The organism is Streptomyces sp. NBC_01335 (genome assembly GCF_035953295.1).
In the GTDB taxonomy this organism is placed as follows: domain Bacteria; phylum Actinomycetota; class Actinomycetes; order Streptomycetales; family Streptomycetaceae; genus Streptomyces.
The window spans coordinates 5,373,710-5,387,488 of record NZ_CP108370.1; the positions used below are offsets into that span (position 1 = coordinate 5,373,710).

13 protein-coding genes are annotated in these 13,779 nt (G+C 71.3%); 6 read left to right on the forward strand and 7 right to left on the reverse strand.

Translation table 11 applies throughout. The annotated features are described in order from the left end of the window. The first annotated feature begins 95 nt into the window (after positions 1-95). The 3 genes from OG599_RS23230 to OG599_RS23240 are packed head-to-tail and all read left to right on the forward strand — an operon-like array spanning position 96 to position 3,495. Positions 96-1,091 (forward strand): carbohydrate ABC transporter permease, encoded by a 996-nt coding sequence (locus OG599_RS23230; RefSeq protein WP_327177909.1) that lies wholly within the window; start codon positions 96-98, stop codon positions 1,089-1,091. After that, a complete protein-coding gene (locus OG599_RS23235) occupies positions 1,088-1,945 on the forward strand; it encodes a carbohydrate ABC transporter permease (RefSeq protein ID WP_327177910.1) in 858 nt (285 codons plus the stop codon). Before OG599_RS23230 ends, OG599_RS23235 begins: the two co-directional genes overlap by 4 nt. 8 nt (positions 1,946-1,953) lie before the next feature. Continuing rightward, on the forward strand, positions 1,954-3,495 hold the full coding sequence (locus tag OG599_RS23240; protein WP_327180154.1) for a glycoside hydrolase family 3 protein: 1,542 nt from the start codon (positions 1,954-1,956) through the stop codon (positions 3,493-3,495). 106 nt (positions 3,496-3,601) lie between these two features. Here OG599_RS23240 and nagB read toward each other — a convergent pair whose 3' ends face one another. Next, on the reverse strand, positions 3,602-4,387 hold the full coding sequence (gene nagB / locus OG599_RS23245) for a glucosamine-6-phosphate deaminase (RefSeq protein WP_327180155.1): 786 nt from the start codon (positions 4,385-4,387) through the stop codon (positions 3,602-3,604). Between the two features lie 742 nt (positions 4,388-5,129). On the opposite strand from nagB, the gene OG599_RS23250 reads away from it, so the two are divergent. Then, positions 5,130-6,596, forward strand: a complete 1,467-nt coding sequence (locus OG599_RS23250; RefSeq protein ID WP_327180156.1) for a sensor histidine kinase — start codon at positions 5,130-5,132, stop codon at positions 6,594-6,596. Positions 6,597-6,847: 251 nt separating this feature from the next. Here the strand turns inward: OG599_RS23250 and OG599_RS23255 are convergent, their stop codons facing one another. After that, a complete protein-coding gene (locus tag OG599_RS23255; RefSeq protein ID WP_003953983.1) occupies positions 6,848-7,105 on the reverse strand; it encodes a WhiB family transcriptional regulator in 258 nt (85 codons plus the stop codon). Positions 7,106-7,424: 319 nt separating this feature from the next. Then, entirely contained in the window at positions 7,425-8,390 is a 966-nt protein-coding gene (locus tag OG599_RS23260; RefSeq protein WP_327177911.1) for a diacylglycerol/lipid kinase family protein, read from the reverse strand. Between the two features lie 169 nt (positions 8,391-8,559). Between OG599_RS23260 and OG599_RS23265 the strand changes: the two genes are divergently transcribed. Continuing rightward, positions 8,560-9,033 carry a hypothetical protein gene (locus OG599_RS23265; RefSeq protein WP_327177912.1) on the forward strand — a complete coding sequence of 158 codons (474 nt, stop codon included), beginning with the start codon at positions 8,560-8,562 and terminating at the stop codon, positions 9,031-9,033. Positions 9,034-9,101: 68 nt separating this feature from the next. Here OG599_RS23265 and OG599_RS23270 read toward each other — a convergent pair whose 3' ends face one another. The 3 genes from OG599_RS23270 to OG599_RS23280 all read right to left on the reverse strand — a co-directional run bounded on the left by OG599_RS23270 (position 9,102) and on the right by OG599_RS23280 (position 11,018). Further along, the gene (locus OG599_RS23270; protein WP_327177913.1) at positions 9,102-10,031 is read right to left on the reverse strand and encodes an RNA polymerase sigma factor SigF; all 930 of its coding nucleotides are present in this window, start codon (positions 10,029-10,031) and stop codon (positions 9,102-9,104) included. Positions 10,032-10,054: 23 nt separating this feature from the next. Then, positions 10,055-10,468, reverse strand: coding sequence for an anti-sigma regulatory factor (locus OG599_RS23275; protein ID WP_266708962.1), 414 nt, complete (start codon positions 10,466-10,468; stop codon positions 10,055-10,057). 289 nt (positions 10,469-10,757) lie between these two features. Then, entirely contained in the window at positions 10,758-11,018 is a 261-nt protein-coding gene (locus tag OG599_RS23280) for a UBP-type zinc finger domain-containing protein (protein WP_327177914.1), read from the reverse strand. A gap of 35 nt (positions 11,019-11,053) precedes the next feature. Here OG599_RS23280 and OG599_RS23285 point away from each other — a divergent pair, with 35 nt between their 5' ends. Next, a complete protein-coding gene (locus OG599_RS23285) occupies positions 11,054-12,655 on the forward strand; it encodes a Na+/H+ antiporter (protein ID WP_327177915.1) in 1,602 nt (533 codons plus the stop codon). 27 nt (positions 12,656-12,682) lie between these two features. On the opposite strand, the gene OG599_RS23290 is transcribed toward OG599_RS23285, so the two are convergent. Continuing rightward, on the reverse strand, positions 12,683-13,594 hold the full coding sequence (locus OG599_RS23290) for a 1-aminocyclopropane-1-carboxylate deaminase/D-cysteine desulfhydrase (RefSeq protein WP_327180157.1): 912 nt from the start codon (positions 13,592-13,594) through the stop codon (positions 12,683-12,685). Positions 13,595-13,779 lie beyond the last annotated feature (185 nt).

A 13,779-nucleotide genomic window follows, 5' to 3' on the forward strand; every position in this document is an offset into this window, starting at 1 on the left:
CCGGCCCGCCCGATCGTCCGCGGGGGTGGTGGCTTCTTCGAAGAGGCCACCACTCCCGTTGCTCCGGTATCTGGTCCGAACGGAAGGCCCGCACAGTGAGTGCCGCCGACATGAAAGCAGCCGACCCGCCGGTGTCCGTCCTGCGGGCCCCCGAGGGCGCTCCATCCCAGCCCTCGAAGAGCGTGACCCGTAAACCGCGGAAGGCCGGCGCTCTGCTGCCGTACCTCCTGATAGCCCCGGCGTTCGTCGCCATCGCCGCCGTCTTCGTCTGGCCCTTCATCAAGACGGTCATCATGTCCTTCCAGGACGTGGGCCGCCGTGAACTGTGGTCCGGATCGGCCGCCCCCTGGGTGGGGTTCGACCAGTTCACCAGCATCCTGGGCGACGGCGAGTTCTGGGACGTCGTCTGGCGGACCATCATCTTCATGGTCGTCTGCGTCGCCGTCACCATGGCCGGCGGCCTCGGGCTCTCCATGATCATGCAGCGCATGTCGACCTGGGTGCGCCTGCTGCTGACCGCGGCACTCGTCGCCGCCTGGTCCATGCCGCTGCTGGTCGCCACCTCGATCTTCCGCTGGTTCGCCGACTCCGACTACGGCGTCCTCAACATGGTGCTGACCAAGTACCTCGGGATCGACGCGCAGGGCCACAACTGGTTCCTCGACCCCAAGCAGGGCTTCGTCATCATCGGCGCGGTCGTCGTCTGGGGAGCCATCCCCTTCGTGTCCGTCACCCTCTACGCGGCACTCACCCAGGTCCCCAAGGAACTGGAGGAGGCGGCCTCGCTCGACGGCGCCACCGTGACCGGCATCTTTCGCTACGTCACCTGGCCCGTCATCAAGCCGGTCTTCCAGATGGTCGCCACGCTCTCCGTGCTCTGGGACTTCAACGTCTTCGGCCAGATCTTCCTGATGCGCGGCAACAAGCCCGAGCCCGAGTACTCCGTCCTCGGCATCTACTCGTTCGAGAAGGCCTTCGAGTCCAACTCGTTCAGCCAGGGCGCGGCGATCTCGCTCATCACGGTCCTGCTGCTGTCCGGCGTCGCCGTGTACTACCTGCGCCAGCTGCTCAAGATCGGAGAGGTCGAGTGAGCACCTCCACCCCCCAGGTTTACCGCCCGGACCGCAAGAAGAACCGTCTCGTCTACAACGCCCTGGGCCTGATCGCCTTCGTCCTGATGGCCTTCCCGGTCTACTGGCTGGTCATCAGCTCGCTGCGCCCCAACGCGGAGATCCGCAGCTACGACCAGACGCTGTGGCCGACGTCGATCACCTTCGACAACTTCTCCCGCGCCATCGACCAGCCGAACTTCGGCACCGCGATCGAGTCCAGCCTCATCGTCTGCGGCGTCGCCGTCGTCGTCGGCATGCTCCTCGCCACGATCGCCGCCTTCGCCATCGGCCGCTTCCAGTTCCGGGGCCGCAAGTTCTTCATGATCGTGCTGCTCGTCGTGCAGCTGCTGCCCCCGACGGCGATGCTCATACCCATCTACATCCAGCTGAACGACCTCGGCGGGCTGAACGAGTACTGGGGCGTCATCGTCATCTACCTCGTCTCCACCCTGCCCTTCGCCACCTGGATGATCCGCGGCTTCGTGATCAACATCCCCCAGGAGCTGGAGGAGTCCGCGATGGTGGACGGCTGCAGCCGGATGGGCGCCTTCTGGCGGATCACCTTCCCGCTGCTCGCCCCCGGGCTGGCCGCCGCGGCGATCTTCTCCCTGATCACCGCCTGGAACGAGTACCTCCTCGCCTACGTCGTCCTCCAGGACAACGACAAGTACACGCTCAACGTGTGGCTGATGAACTTCACCACCTCCCGCGGCATCGACTACGGCGCGCTGATGGCCGCCTCGACCATGATCGCGATCCCGGTGGTGGCCTTCTTCCTCCTGGTCCAGAAGTACATGGCCACGGGGCTCACCTCCGGCGCAGTGAAGGGATGACGACGCAGATGACCACGCTCGTCTCCACCAACGACACCATCACCCGCGACGCGCTCGCCGTCCTCCAGCCCGGCTTCACCGGCACCACCGCGCCGGACTGGCTGCTGCGCCGCGTCGGCGAAGGGCTCACCTCCGTCGGCCTGTTCGGCCGCAACATCGTCACGCCCGAGCAGCTCGCCGCACTCACCGCCCAGCTGCGGGCCGAGCGCGACGACGTGCTGGTCGCCATCGACGAGGAGGGCGGCGACGTCACGCGCCTCGAAGTGCGCGACGGTTCCTCCTTCCCCGGGAACCACGCCCTCGGCTCGGTGGACGACACCGCGCTGACCCGGGCCGTCGCCCACGAGCTGGGCCGCCGGCTCATCGAGTGCGGCGTCAACCTCAACTGGGCGCCCTCCGGCGACGTCAACTCCAACCCGGCCAACCCGGTCATCGGCGTACGCTCCTTCGGCGCCGACCCCGCCCTGGTGGCCCGGCACACCGCCGCGTACGTCGAGGGCATCCAGGCCGCCGGGGTCGCCGCCTGCACCAAGCACTTCCCCGGCCACGGCGACACCGCCGTCGACTCGCACCACGCGCTGCCCCGGATCGACGTCGACCTGGAGACCCTGCACGCCCGCGAACTGGTGCCCTTCAAGGCCGCCATCGCGGCCGGGTCGAAGTCGGTGATGAGCGCGCACATCCTGCTCCCCGCGCTCGACCCGGACCGTCCCGCGACGCTCAGCCCGCAGATCCTCACCGGTCTGCTCCGCGGTGAACTCGGGTACGAGGGACTCATCGTCACCGACGCGGTGGAGATGCAGGCCATCGCGGCGACGTACGGCATCGAGCGCGGCTCGGTCCTCGCGATCGCGGCCGGCGCCGACGCGCTGTGCGTCGGCGGCGGGCTGGAGGACGACGCCACGGTGGAGCGGCTGCGCGACGCGCTGGTCGCCGCGGTGCGCGGCGGGGAGCTGGCCGAGGAGCGGCTCGCCGACGCAGCCGCACGAGTACGGGCACTCGCGTCCTGGACGCGCGGTGCGAGGGGGGCGGTTTCGGTGCCGGGCGCGGCAGTGCAGGAGGGGACCGCGCCCGGCACCGCGACCGGACGGCCCGACGGGCACGACGCGAACATCGGCCTCGTCGCTGCCCGCAGGGCGGTACGGGTGACCGGCGACGGGCCCCGGCTCGACGCCCCGGTCCACGTCGCCGCCTTCACCCCGGTGGCCAACATCGCCGTCGGCGGCGAGACCCCGTGGGGCGTGGCCGCCGAGCTGACGCGCCTGCTGCCCGGCACCACCGCCGCGACCTGCCGACGCGACGACGCGGACCCGGTGGCGGACGTGCTGCGGGCCGCGGGGGAGCGGCGCGTGGTCGCGGTCGTCCGCGACGCCCACCGGCACGCCTGGATGGCGGCGGCGGTCGACGCCCTGCTCGCGGCCCGTCCCGACACGGTCGTCGTCGAGATGGGCCTGCCGTACTCCGCGCCGAGGGGCGGGCTGTACGTGGAGACGCACGGCGCCGCCCGCGTCTGCGGCATCGCCGCGGCGGAGGCCCTCACCGGGGCGTGACGGCGCGCATCGCGTGCAGGAGGGGCCGGTCACCAGGTGACCGGCCCCTCTTCGGCGTGTGCCGCCTCTTCGGTGTGTGCCCCCTCTTCGGTGTGTGCCGCCGGTCCTACAGCCCCTGCCAGGAGGGCTTGGAGGCGAAGGTGTGCCGGAAGTAGTCGGCCAGCTTCAGCTTGGAGGCGGCGGCCTCGTCGACCACGACCGTGGCGTGCGGGTGGAGTTGGAGCGCGGAGGCGGGCACGACCGAGGCGACCGGCCCCTCCACGGTCTGCGCGACCGCGTCGGCCTTGCCCTCGCCGGTGGCCAGCAGGATCGCGTGCCGCGACTCCAGGATGGTGCCGATGCCCTGGGTGATGACGTGGTGCGGCACCTGCTCGATGTCGTCGTCGAAGAAGCGGGCGTTGTCCACCCGGGTCTGCTCGGTGAGCGTCTTGATCCGGGTGCGCGAGGCGAGCGAGGAGCAGGGCTCGTTGAACCCGATGTGCCCGTCGGTGCCGATGCCGAGCAGCTGGAGGTCGACGCCGCCGGCCTCGGTCAGCGCCCGGTCGTACGCCTCGCAGGCGGCCTGGACGTCCTCGGCCGAGCCGTCCGGGCCCATGAAGGAGGACTCGGTCAGGCCGAGCGGCTCGACGACCTCGCGCAGCACGACCGAGCGGTAGGACTCCGGGTGCCCGGCGGGGAGCCCGACGTACTCGTCCAGCTGGCAGATCCGGGCGCGGGACGCGTCCACCGCGCCCGAGCGCACCTTTTCGGCCAGGGACCGGTAGATGGGCAGCGGGGTCGAGCCGGTGGCGACGCCGAGCAGGGCGTAGGGCTTGCGCCTCAGCAGCGCGCCCATGGCCTCCGCGATGAGCTCGCCGCCTGCCGCTGCGTCCGGGACGATGACAACTTCCACGCTGTGCCTGCCGATCTGATCAGTGACGACGTATGTGGTATAGACCAATCCGGTCCAAATTTAACAGAGTCCGACGCCTCTGGAACAGGTGGTTTCCGCTTTTGATCATCGTCCTGGGCTCCGGCTGCCGGGCATCGTGCGGCCGGGGGCGACTTGTGTCAATTGTCCGCAGATGCGCAGGGCGCGCGACCTGGACGGAAGGCCCCTGTGCGCGGGGGAGCCGGCCGGGTTCCGGTGCGGGCGTCGACGGGGGCGGGATGCGGGGCCGACGGGGGGCCGGGATCCGGGTCGCGGGCCTGCGGGGCCCCGGTACGCCCGCGCCGGGCGCGGAGCAGCGCGCCGCCGACCCGCGGGCCGCGGCACCGGGAGGGACCCTCGGCCCGCCCGGCACCGCAGCCCGGAGCTGCTCGGCCGGCGGTGTGCGGTGCCTCCGGCCGTACGAGGCACGGGCGCGATCAGGGCAGAGAGCGCGGGTGCCTCGGTCCGTCCTCCTGTGCGGGGAGGGCGGAGGTTCTTGTCCCTGCATTGTGGACTAGACCATTTGTCGGTGTCCATGCGTCTGCGGTATCGATTCTGCAGGCGCGGTACCGATTCTCGCGGCCCGGAGCCCTTCTGTACACGGGGTGCGCGCTCCCCGCCCGCTCCCCGCCGCGTTCCCCGCCCGGCTCCCCGTCGCCGAGCGGGGCGGCGCTCGGTTCGGAACCTCTCGGTATCCACGGGTACGCTCGCACATGTGCCCTCCATGAACGACCTCGTCCGCCAGCACACAGCCCTGAGCGACACCGATCTCGAATGGCTCCACCTGCTGGTCTCGGAGTGGCAGCTGCTCTCCGACCTGTCCTTCGCCGACCTCGTCCTCTGGGTCCCCACCCGGGACGGGACGCGGTACGTCTCCGTCGCGCAGATGCGCCCCAACACCGGACCGACCTCCTACCAGGACGACATGGTCGGCCACCTGGTGCCGCGCGGCCGCCGTCCCCTGCTGGACGCCGCCCTCGACGAGGGCCGGATCGTGCGCGAGGGCGACCCGGAGTGGCGGGAGGAGGTGCCGGTACGGGTCGAGTCCATCCCGGTCCGCCGCGAAGGCCGGGTCCTCGGCGTGATCGCGCGCAACACCAACCTGCTGACCGTGCGGACCCCTTCCCGGCTGGAACTCACCTATCTCCAGTCCGCCGCCGACCTCGCCCAGATGATCGCCACCGGGGCCTTCCCCTTCCCCGGTCAGCAGGTCGACATGGACGCCTCGCCGCGCGTCGGCGACGGCCTCATCCGGCTCGACGCCGACGGGATCGTCCAGTACGCCAGCCCCAACGGCCTCTCCGCCTACCACCGCCTCGGCCTCGCCTCCGACATCGTCGGCCTCCACCTCGGCCAGACCACCGCCGAACTCGCCCCGTCCAGGGGGCCGGTGGACGAAGCCCTGGCCAAGGTCGCGAGCGGTTACGCGCCCCGCGAGTTCGAGGTGGAGTGCACGAGCGGCGTCATCCAGTTCCGGGCGATCCCGCTCAAGCCCAAGGGCGTCCGGATCGGCTCGCTGGTGCTGCTCCGGGACGTCACGGAACTGCGCCGCCGCGAGCGCGAGTTGATAACCAAGGACGCGACCATCCGGGAGATCCACCACCGGGTCAAGAACAACCTCCAGACGGTGGCCGCCCTGTTGCGCCTCCAGGCCCGCCGGATGGACTCCGTACGGGGGCGCGAGGCGCTCAACGAGGCGGTTCGGCGCGTCGGTTCGATCGCCATCGTCCATGAGACGCTGTCCCAGAATCTGGACGAGCGCGTCGAGTTCGACGAGATCGCCGACCGGGTCATCTCGATGGTCGCCGAGATCTCGCCCGGCAAGGTCACCTGCCGGCGCACCGGGCGCTTCGGCATCCTCGACGCCGACGTGGCCACCCCGCTCTCGATGGTGCTGACCGAAGTCCTCCAGAACGCCCTGGAACACGCGTTCAGCGAGGGCGACAGTGGCACGGTCGAGGTCTCCGCGGTGCGGGGCGGCTCCTCCCAGGACAACCGCCTGCTCATCACCGTGCAGGACGACGGCTGCGGCCTCCCCGAGGGCTTCGACCCGAGGAAGGCCGGGAACCTCGGCCTCCAGATCGTCCGGACCCTGGTCGAGGGCGAGCTCGGCGGCACCTTCGACATGGTGCCCGCGCCGGAGCGCGGCACCCAGGTGCTGCTCGACCTCCCGGTCAGCGCGGACCGGTAGAGCTCCCGCCGGCAGGACTCACGCCGGCAGGACTCACGCCGGGAACGCCCGTCGGCGGGAGCCCCCCGGCCCCGACGGCGGTGGGTTCCCCCGGAACACCGGAAGGCCCGGACCGTGGTGACGGTCCGGGCCTTCCGGTTCAAGCACGTTCTTCTGCGCTTCGGGGTACTGCGCGCTGCGACTCGAAGGCGGGGCTGTGCGTACGCTGCGTACGCGCCGCCGGGCTGAGGCTTTGTCGCGGGGGCGTCGAATCAGGCGCTGGCGTTGCGCGCCCGGTTGCGAGCGGCACGGCGCTTCATGGCGCGGCGCTCGTCCTCGCTGAGGCCACCCCAGACGCCGGAGTCCTGGCCGGACTCGAGCGCCCACTGCAGGCACTGCTCCATGACGGGGCAGCGACGGCAGACGGCCTTGGCTTCCTCGATCTGCAGCAGCGCAGGACCGGTGTTGCCGATGGGGAAGAACAGCTCGGGGTCTTCCTCACGACAAACGGCGTTGTGACGCCAGTCCATGGCTGCTACCTCTCCTTGGTATTACATGCTTGTTGCTTGTGAATGTGAACGCTTTCACGAATCCCCCCGCAGGTGAAGGGCCTACGCCCAGACGAACTGGTCGTGGTCTGCACAGTGGGGAGGGGTTCTGGCTCTCAGTGGAGGCCGATGCTGCGGGCCGTCCCGATCGCCATGTAGAGATTCGCAAACCTCGGCGACGGATACAACCCCTTCTGGAAAGTTTTTTTTGATTCCTCGGTGTCGGCTCCGTCACAGCCGTACTTCTAAGGGGTGGGAACCAGCCCAAACGTTCGAGTTAAAGGACTTTGGGCCCTTCCGCTCACACAATCACACGCAGTGCACGGCGTACGCCTGTGAACGTCACGCTCGTGCGCAGCCCCAGGTGGTCGCCGTCCATCTGGAAGGGGAGCGGGACCTTTGAATGCAAGGTGAAGTCCGTGAGGTCATGCCGTGAAACCACGTGCTTGCCGCGCGGACCCTTGTCGGGGCTGGAGGTGAGCAGCTGGGTGCCGTAGCGGGCCACCTGCGTGGTGGAGAGCCGCTTCAGGCCGAGGATGTCCAGGCCGGTGTCGAAGGACGCCTTCGGAGAGGCGTACATCGGGCGATTGCCCAGGTAGGTCCAGGGGGCGGTGTTGCAGATTATCGACAGCGCGAGCTCGTGCACCGGCTCCTGGCCGGGCTCCTCCAGCGTGATCACGCCCTGGCGGCGGTGCGGCTCGTCGATGAACTGCCGGAGCACCTGGCGCACGTACAGCGCGTGGGTCGAACGCTTGCCGCCCTCGCGCTTCTGTTCGACCCGGCCGATCACGCCGGCGTCGAAGCCGAGACCCGCGCAGAAGGTGAACCAACGTTCGGGTACCGCCTCGTCGGCGGAGCCCGGCGTACCGAACGCACGTCCCAGCCCCACCGTGCGCGAACTGTCCTCGGCCAGCGCCTGGAGGATCGCGCCGGTCGCCTCCACCGGGTCGTTGGGCAGTCCGAGCGCCCGCGCGAAGACGTTGGTCGAGCCGCCGGGGACCACCGCGAGACTCGGCAGCCCGTCGTCGGGCCCCTGGTCCAGCAGTCCGTTGACGACCTCGTTCACCGTGCCGTCGCCGCCGAGCGCGACCACCAGGTCGAAGGAGCCGGAGTCCGCGGCCCGGCGCCCCAGGTCCCGGGCGTGACCCCGGTACTCCGTGGTCACGGCCTCGATCTTCATCTCGCTCGCCAGTGCGTGGATGAGCACGTCGCGCGTCCGCGCACTGGTGGTGGTGGCGGCGGGGTTGACCACGAGGAGAGCGCGCATGTCTGCCAGCCTACCTACCGGACGGTACCGGGCAGCAGTCCCTCCCCAACGCCTTCACCCAGCGTGACCGTCCGTGTTCCGGTCACCCGGCGTGACCGGCCGTGCCGGGGGAGCGGCGCACCGGCCCCCGGCTTCGCTTTCCGGGCGCGAGGATGCCAACCTGGCTGGCGTGAGTACTCAAGCGAACACGCCCTCCCCGTCCCCCGCGCCCGCGGCCGCGCCCGGGAAGCGGACCGGGAAGCCGGGGCGCATCGAGGCCCTCGCCGCGCTCACCGCCCTCGAAGGGGCGGCCCTCGTCGCCGGCGGTCTCTCCATGCTGGTGATGGGGCTGCTCGGACGGCCGGAGAGCCCCACGCAGGCGGTGACAGGCGGAGCCACCCTCATCGCGCTCGGCCTCATCCCGCTCGCCGGTGCCCGCGGACTGCTGCTGCGCCGCAGCTGGGGCCGGGGCCCCACGCTCATCACGCAGATCATGGGCGTGCCCGTCGCCTACACGCTGCTCAAGTCCCACGGCGCGCTGATCCCCACCGGGATCGTGCTCGCCGCCGTCGTGATCACCGCGCTGGTCCTGGTCTTCAACCCGGCGACCACCCGGGAGCTGGGCATCACCCGGGGGCCGCGCCCGGCCTCCGACGACCGGTAGCGGGCGACCGACGGCATGACGGAGGGCCCCGGAGGCCGCAGCGGTCTCCGGGGCCCTCCGTCATGCCGTCACTCCTCCACGAGCAGCCGCTCCCGCAGCTGGGCCAGGGTGCGGGCCAGCAGCCGGGAGACGTGCATCTGGGAGATGCCGACCTCCTGCGCGATCTGCGACTGGGTCATGTTGCCGAAGAACCGCAGCAGCAGGATCCGCTTCTCGCGCGGCGGCAGCCCCTCCAGCAGCGGCTTCAGGGACTCGCGGTACTCGACGCCCTCCAGCGCCTCGTCCTCCGAGCCCAGCGTGTCCGCGACGGCCGGCGACTCGTCGTCCGTGTCCGGCACGTCCAGCGAGAGGGTGCTGTAGGCGTTGGCCGATTCCAGCCCCTCCAGCACCTCCTCCTCGGAGATGCCGAGCCGCTCCGCCAGCTCGTGCACGGTCGGCGAGCGGCCGTGCTGCTGGGAGAGCTCCGCGGTCGCCGTGGTCAGCGAGAGCCGCAGCTCCTGGAGGCGGCGCGGCACCCGCACCGCCCAGCCCTTGTCCCGGAAATGGCGCTTGATCTCGCCGACGACGGTCGGCGTCGCGTACGTGGAGAACTCCACGCCCCGGTCCGGATCGAACCGGTCCACCGACTTGATCAGGCCGATCGTGGCGACCTGCGTGAGGTCGTCCAGCGGCTCGCCCCGGTTACGGAACCGGCGCGCCAGATGCTCCACCAGCGGCAGATGCATCCGGACCAGCCGGTTGCGCAGTTCGGCCTTCTCCGGCGAACCGTCCGGCAGTTCCCGGAGGACGACGAAGAGCGCCCGCGCACCGCTGCGGTCGTTGGGATCGTGATGCCCGTGCTCGCTCATCTGGCCCGCCCGCTCCGCCTGCTCCGCCGCGACCGTGACAATCCTGGGCTCGCCCGCACCGCCCGCCCCGTCCACCGGGTGCGGCCGGGCCTGTTGCTCGGGGACGGCATTGGGGTGCGCCGCCCCTGGTCGGATCGAATCGTCCCGCACAGCACCGTCCCCGTTCCCGTCGCTCACGCCGGCCCGGGTCCCGCGCCGCGTTGTTTGTGGAGGCTGATGCTGACCGTCCGGTCGTCGGCGACCGTGGACTCGACCTTGCCGGCCAGCGCGGCGAGCACCGTCCACGCGAAGGTGTCGCGCTCCGGTGCCCGGCCGTCCGTGGTCGGGGCCGACACGGTCACTTCGAGGGAGTCGTCCACCAGCCGGAACACGCAGCTGAGGACGGATCCCGGCACGGCCTGCTGGAGCAGGATCGCGCAGGCCTCGTCGACCGCGATGCGGAGGTCCTCGATCTCGTCGAGAGTGAAGTCCAAGCGCGCCGCGAGGCCGGCCGTGGCCGTACGCAGCACCGACAGGTAGGCACCCGCAGCGGGCAGCCGGACCTCCACGAAGTCCTGGTTCCCGGGTTCGCCTGCGATCTGGGACACCCTCACCTCCAAGGTGGCACAAACTCGTTCGAGGTTCCGGATCAGGTCCGGAACCGTTCGGTCGGTCGTCGGTTCTCGGTCGGGGCGACGCTATCGCGATCCATGATGCCGTGTCGCCGCGAGCCCAACCGGTGGGGGTCACACATGGTAGGCACGGAGGTGCTGACAGTCGCTACTGCTGCGACCGGCTTTGTCCGCCCGTGACGTGGAGGGACCTCGCCGGCGCGGGCAGCGGAGTCCGGCGTCGCCCAATTCCGAAGAACGGGCGCCGGTTTGACGTACCCAGACGTCAGACGATCGAACCGTCCTCGTAGCACCAGCGCCAGCTCTCGCCCGGCTCGAAGCTCCGCACCACGGGGTGGCCGCTCTCCCGGGCGTGTCCCGTTCCGTGCCTGAGCGGCGACGAATCGCAGCAGCCGACGTGCCCGCAGGTCAGGCAGAGTCGCAGTTGCACCGGGTGCGTTCCGGCGTCCCTGCACTCCACGCAGGTGTCACTGAGCGGGGTCGGTTCGGGGTGGGGCAGTTCGGATACGTGCGGGCACTCACTCATGATGGCCAGGTTACGACGGATGTGAGGACCGACCGATGGACGCATTGCCCCTGGTCGCACTGGTCGCGGCCAGTGCGGCGGTAGCCGGAGCCGCGCGGCGCACCCCGGTGCCCGCCCCGCTGCTGCTGGTAGCCGTGGGACTACTGGCCGCCTACCTGCCGGGGGTGCCCCCGTACACGCTCGACGCGCACATCGTGCTGCCGCTGCTGCTGCCGCCCCTGCTGTACACCGCCGCCGTGGACAGCTCCTACCTGGACCTGCGGGCCAACGCCCGGCCCGTCGCGCTGCTGTCGGTCGGGTACGTGCTGTTCGCCACGCTCGCGGTCGGCTGGCTCGCCTATCTTCTGGTGCCGGACCTGCCGTTGCCCGCCGCCCTGGTGCTCGGCGCGGTCATCGCCCCGCCCGACGCCGTGACCGCCGCCGCCATCGCGCGCCGGGTCGGCCTGCCCGCCCGGGTCACCACCATCCTCCAGGGCGAGTCCCTGGTGAACGACGCCACCGCGATCACCGCCTACAAGGTGGCCCTGGCCGCCGCCGTGGGCGCCGGGATGAGCTGGGGCGAAGGGGTACGGGAGTTCCTGCTCGCCTCGGTGGGCGGCATCCTCGTCGGCCTGCTGCTGATGGTCCCGCTGCACTGGCTGCGCACCCACCTCAAGGAGGCGCTGCTGCAGAACACCCTCTCCCTGCTGATCCCCTTCGTCGCCTACGCGGCGGCCGAGCGGGTGCACGCCTCCGGAGTGCTCGCCGTGGTCGTCGTCGCCCTCTACCTCGGACACCGGTCCTGGCAGGTCGACTTCGCCACCCGGCTCCAGGAGGCCGCCGTCTGGAAGATGGTCGCGTTCGTACTGGAATCGGCCGTCTTCGCCCTCATCGGGCTCCAGATGCCCTTCGTGCTGCGGGGCCTGGGCACCTACGCCGTGTGGGACGCCGTGCGGTACGCCGTCGCGGTCTTCGTCGCCGTCGTCGTCGTCCGCTTCCTCTGGGTCTACCCCTCCACCTACCTGCCCCGCCGGCTCTCCTCCCGCATCAGGGAACGCGAGCCGGAGACCAACTGGACCTCGCCGCTGATCGTCGGCTGGGCCGGGATGCGCGGGGTCGTCTCCCTCGCCATCGCCTTCTCCATCCCAACCTTCACCGAGGACGGCGAGCACTTCCCCGCCCGCAACCTGGTGCTCTTCCTGACCTTCACCACCGTCATCGGCACCCTGGTCATCCAGGGGCTCTCCCTGCCGCTGCTGGTCCGCCTGCTGAAGCTGCCCGGCCCCGACCCGCACGCCCAGACGCTCGCCGAGGCGCAGGCCCAGAGCGAGGCCTCCACGGCGGCCGAACAACGGCTGGACGACCTCCTCGCGGACGAGCGCAACAGCCTCCCCGGCCCCCTCGCCGACCGGCTGCGCACGGTCATGGAACGCCGCCGCAACGCCGTCTGGGAGCGTCTCGGTGCCGCCAACCCGCTCACCGGCGAGTCCGCCGACGACACCTACCGCCGGCTCTCCCGCGACATGATCGAGGCCGAGCGCGAGGTCTTCGTACGCCTCCGCGACGACCGCCGCATCGACGACGAGATGCTCCGCACCCTGCTGCGCCGCCTCGACCTCGAAGAGGCCGCCGCCTACCGGGAGTCGGACGCCGACTGAATCCCGTCGGCTGAATCCCGGTGGGCGCTATGCCCCGGGCTCCGGCTCCCGTTCCGGCACCGGCACCGGCTCGGGCTCCGGTTCGGGCTCCGGGCGTCCGGTGATCACCGCGGTCACCCGGGCGCCCGGGGTGTACGCGCCCTCCGCGGCCAGCCGGACCAGCGCGTACAGCAGCTTCGCCACGTAGATCCGCTCGACCGGCAGCCCGTGCCGGTACTCGAAGTCGTCGGCGAAGGCGTGGAGTTCCGGGGTCGTACGGGCGTAGCCGCCGAAGGTGAAGCGGTCCTCCACCGACCACCGCCCGGCCGGGCCGTCGAACGCCTCGCGCTGGAGGCCCCGCACCGCGTCGGTGAGGAAGCCGCCGCGCAGCACCGCGACGCCGAGGGCCCGTTGGCCGGGGTCCAGGCCGGCCGCCAAGCCCGCCAGGGTGCCGCCGGTGCCGCAGGCCACGGCCGCGACCTCGGTACGCCCCCGCAGCTCGCGTCCGAGCTCCGTACAGCCCTGTGCGGCCCGGGCGTTGCTGCCGCCCTCCGGAATGACCCGCGCGTCCCCGAAGCGGTCCAGCAGCGCGGCCAGCACCCGGGGATCGTCCTTCGCGCGGTACGTCCCCCGGTCCACGAAGTGCAGCCGCATCCCGTCCGCCGCGCACCGGGCGAGCGAGGGGTTCAGCGGGCGGCCGGCGAGTTCGTCGCCGCGTACGACCCCGACGGTGGCGAAGCCCAGCAGCCGCCCGGCGGCGGCGGTCGCCCGCAGATGGTTCGAGTACGCCCCGCCGAAGGTCAGCACCGGGCGCCCGTCGCCGTCCGCGAGGTTGGGGGCCAGCTTGCGCCACTTGTTGCCCGGCAGGTCCGGGTGGATCAGGTCGTCCCGCTTGAGCAGCAGCGTCACCCCTTGCCGGGCGAACCGCTCGTCGTCCACCTCCACCAGCGGGGAGGGCAGCCGGGGGCGGAGTACGGACGCGGGGTCCGGGGCGGAGGTGCCGCGGACGGCGTGGACGGGCGGGGAGGCGGAATCGGGGGCGGCGGAATCGGGGGCGGCGGGGCCGGGGCTGGGGGAGGCGGGGTCGGTCGGGCTCACCCCTCCAGTGTCGCCGCCGCTCCCGCCGCGCGGTCGGGCGGCGCCCG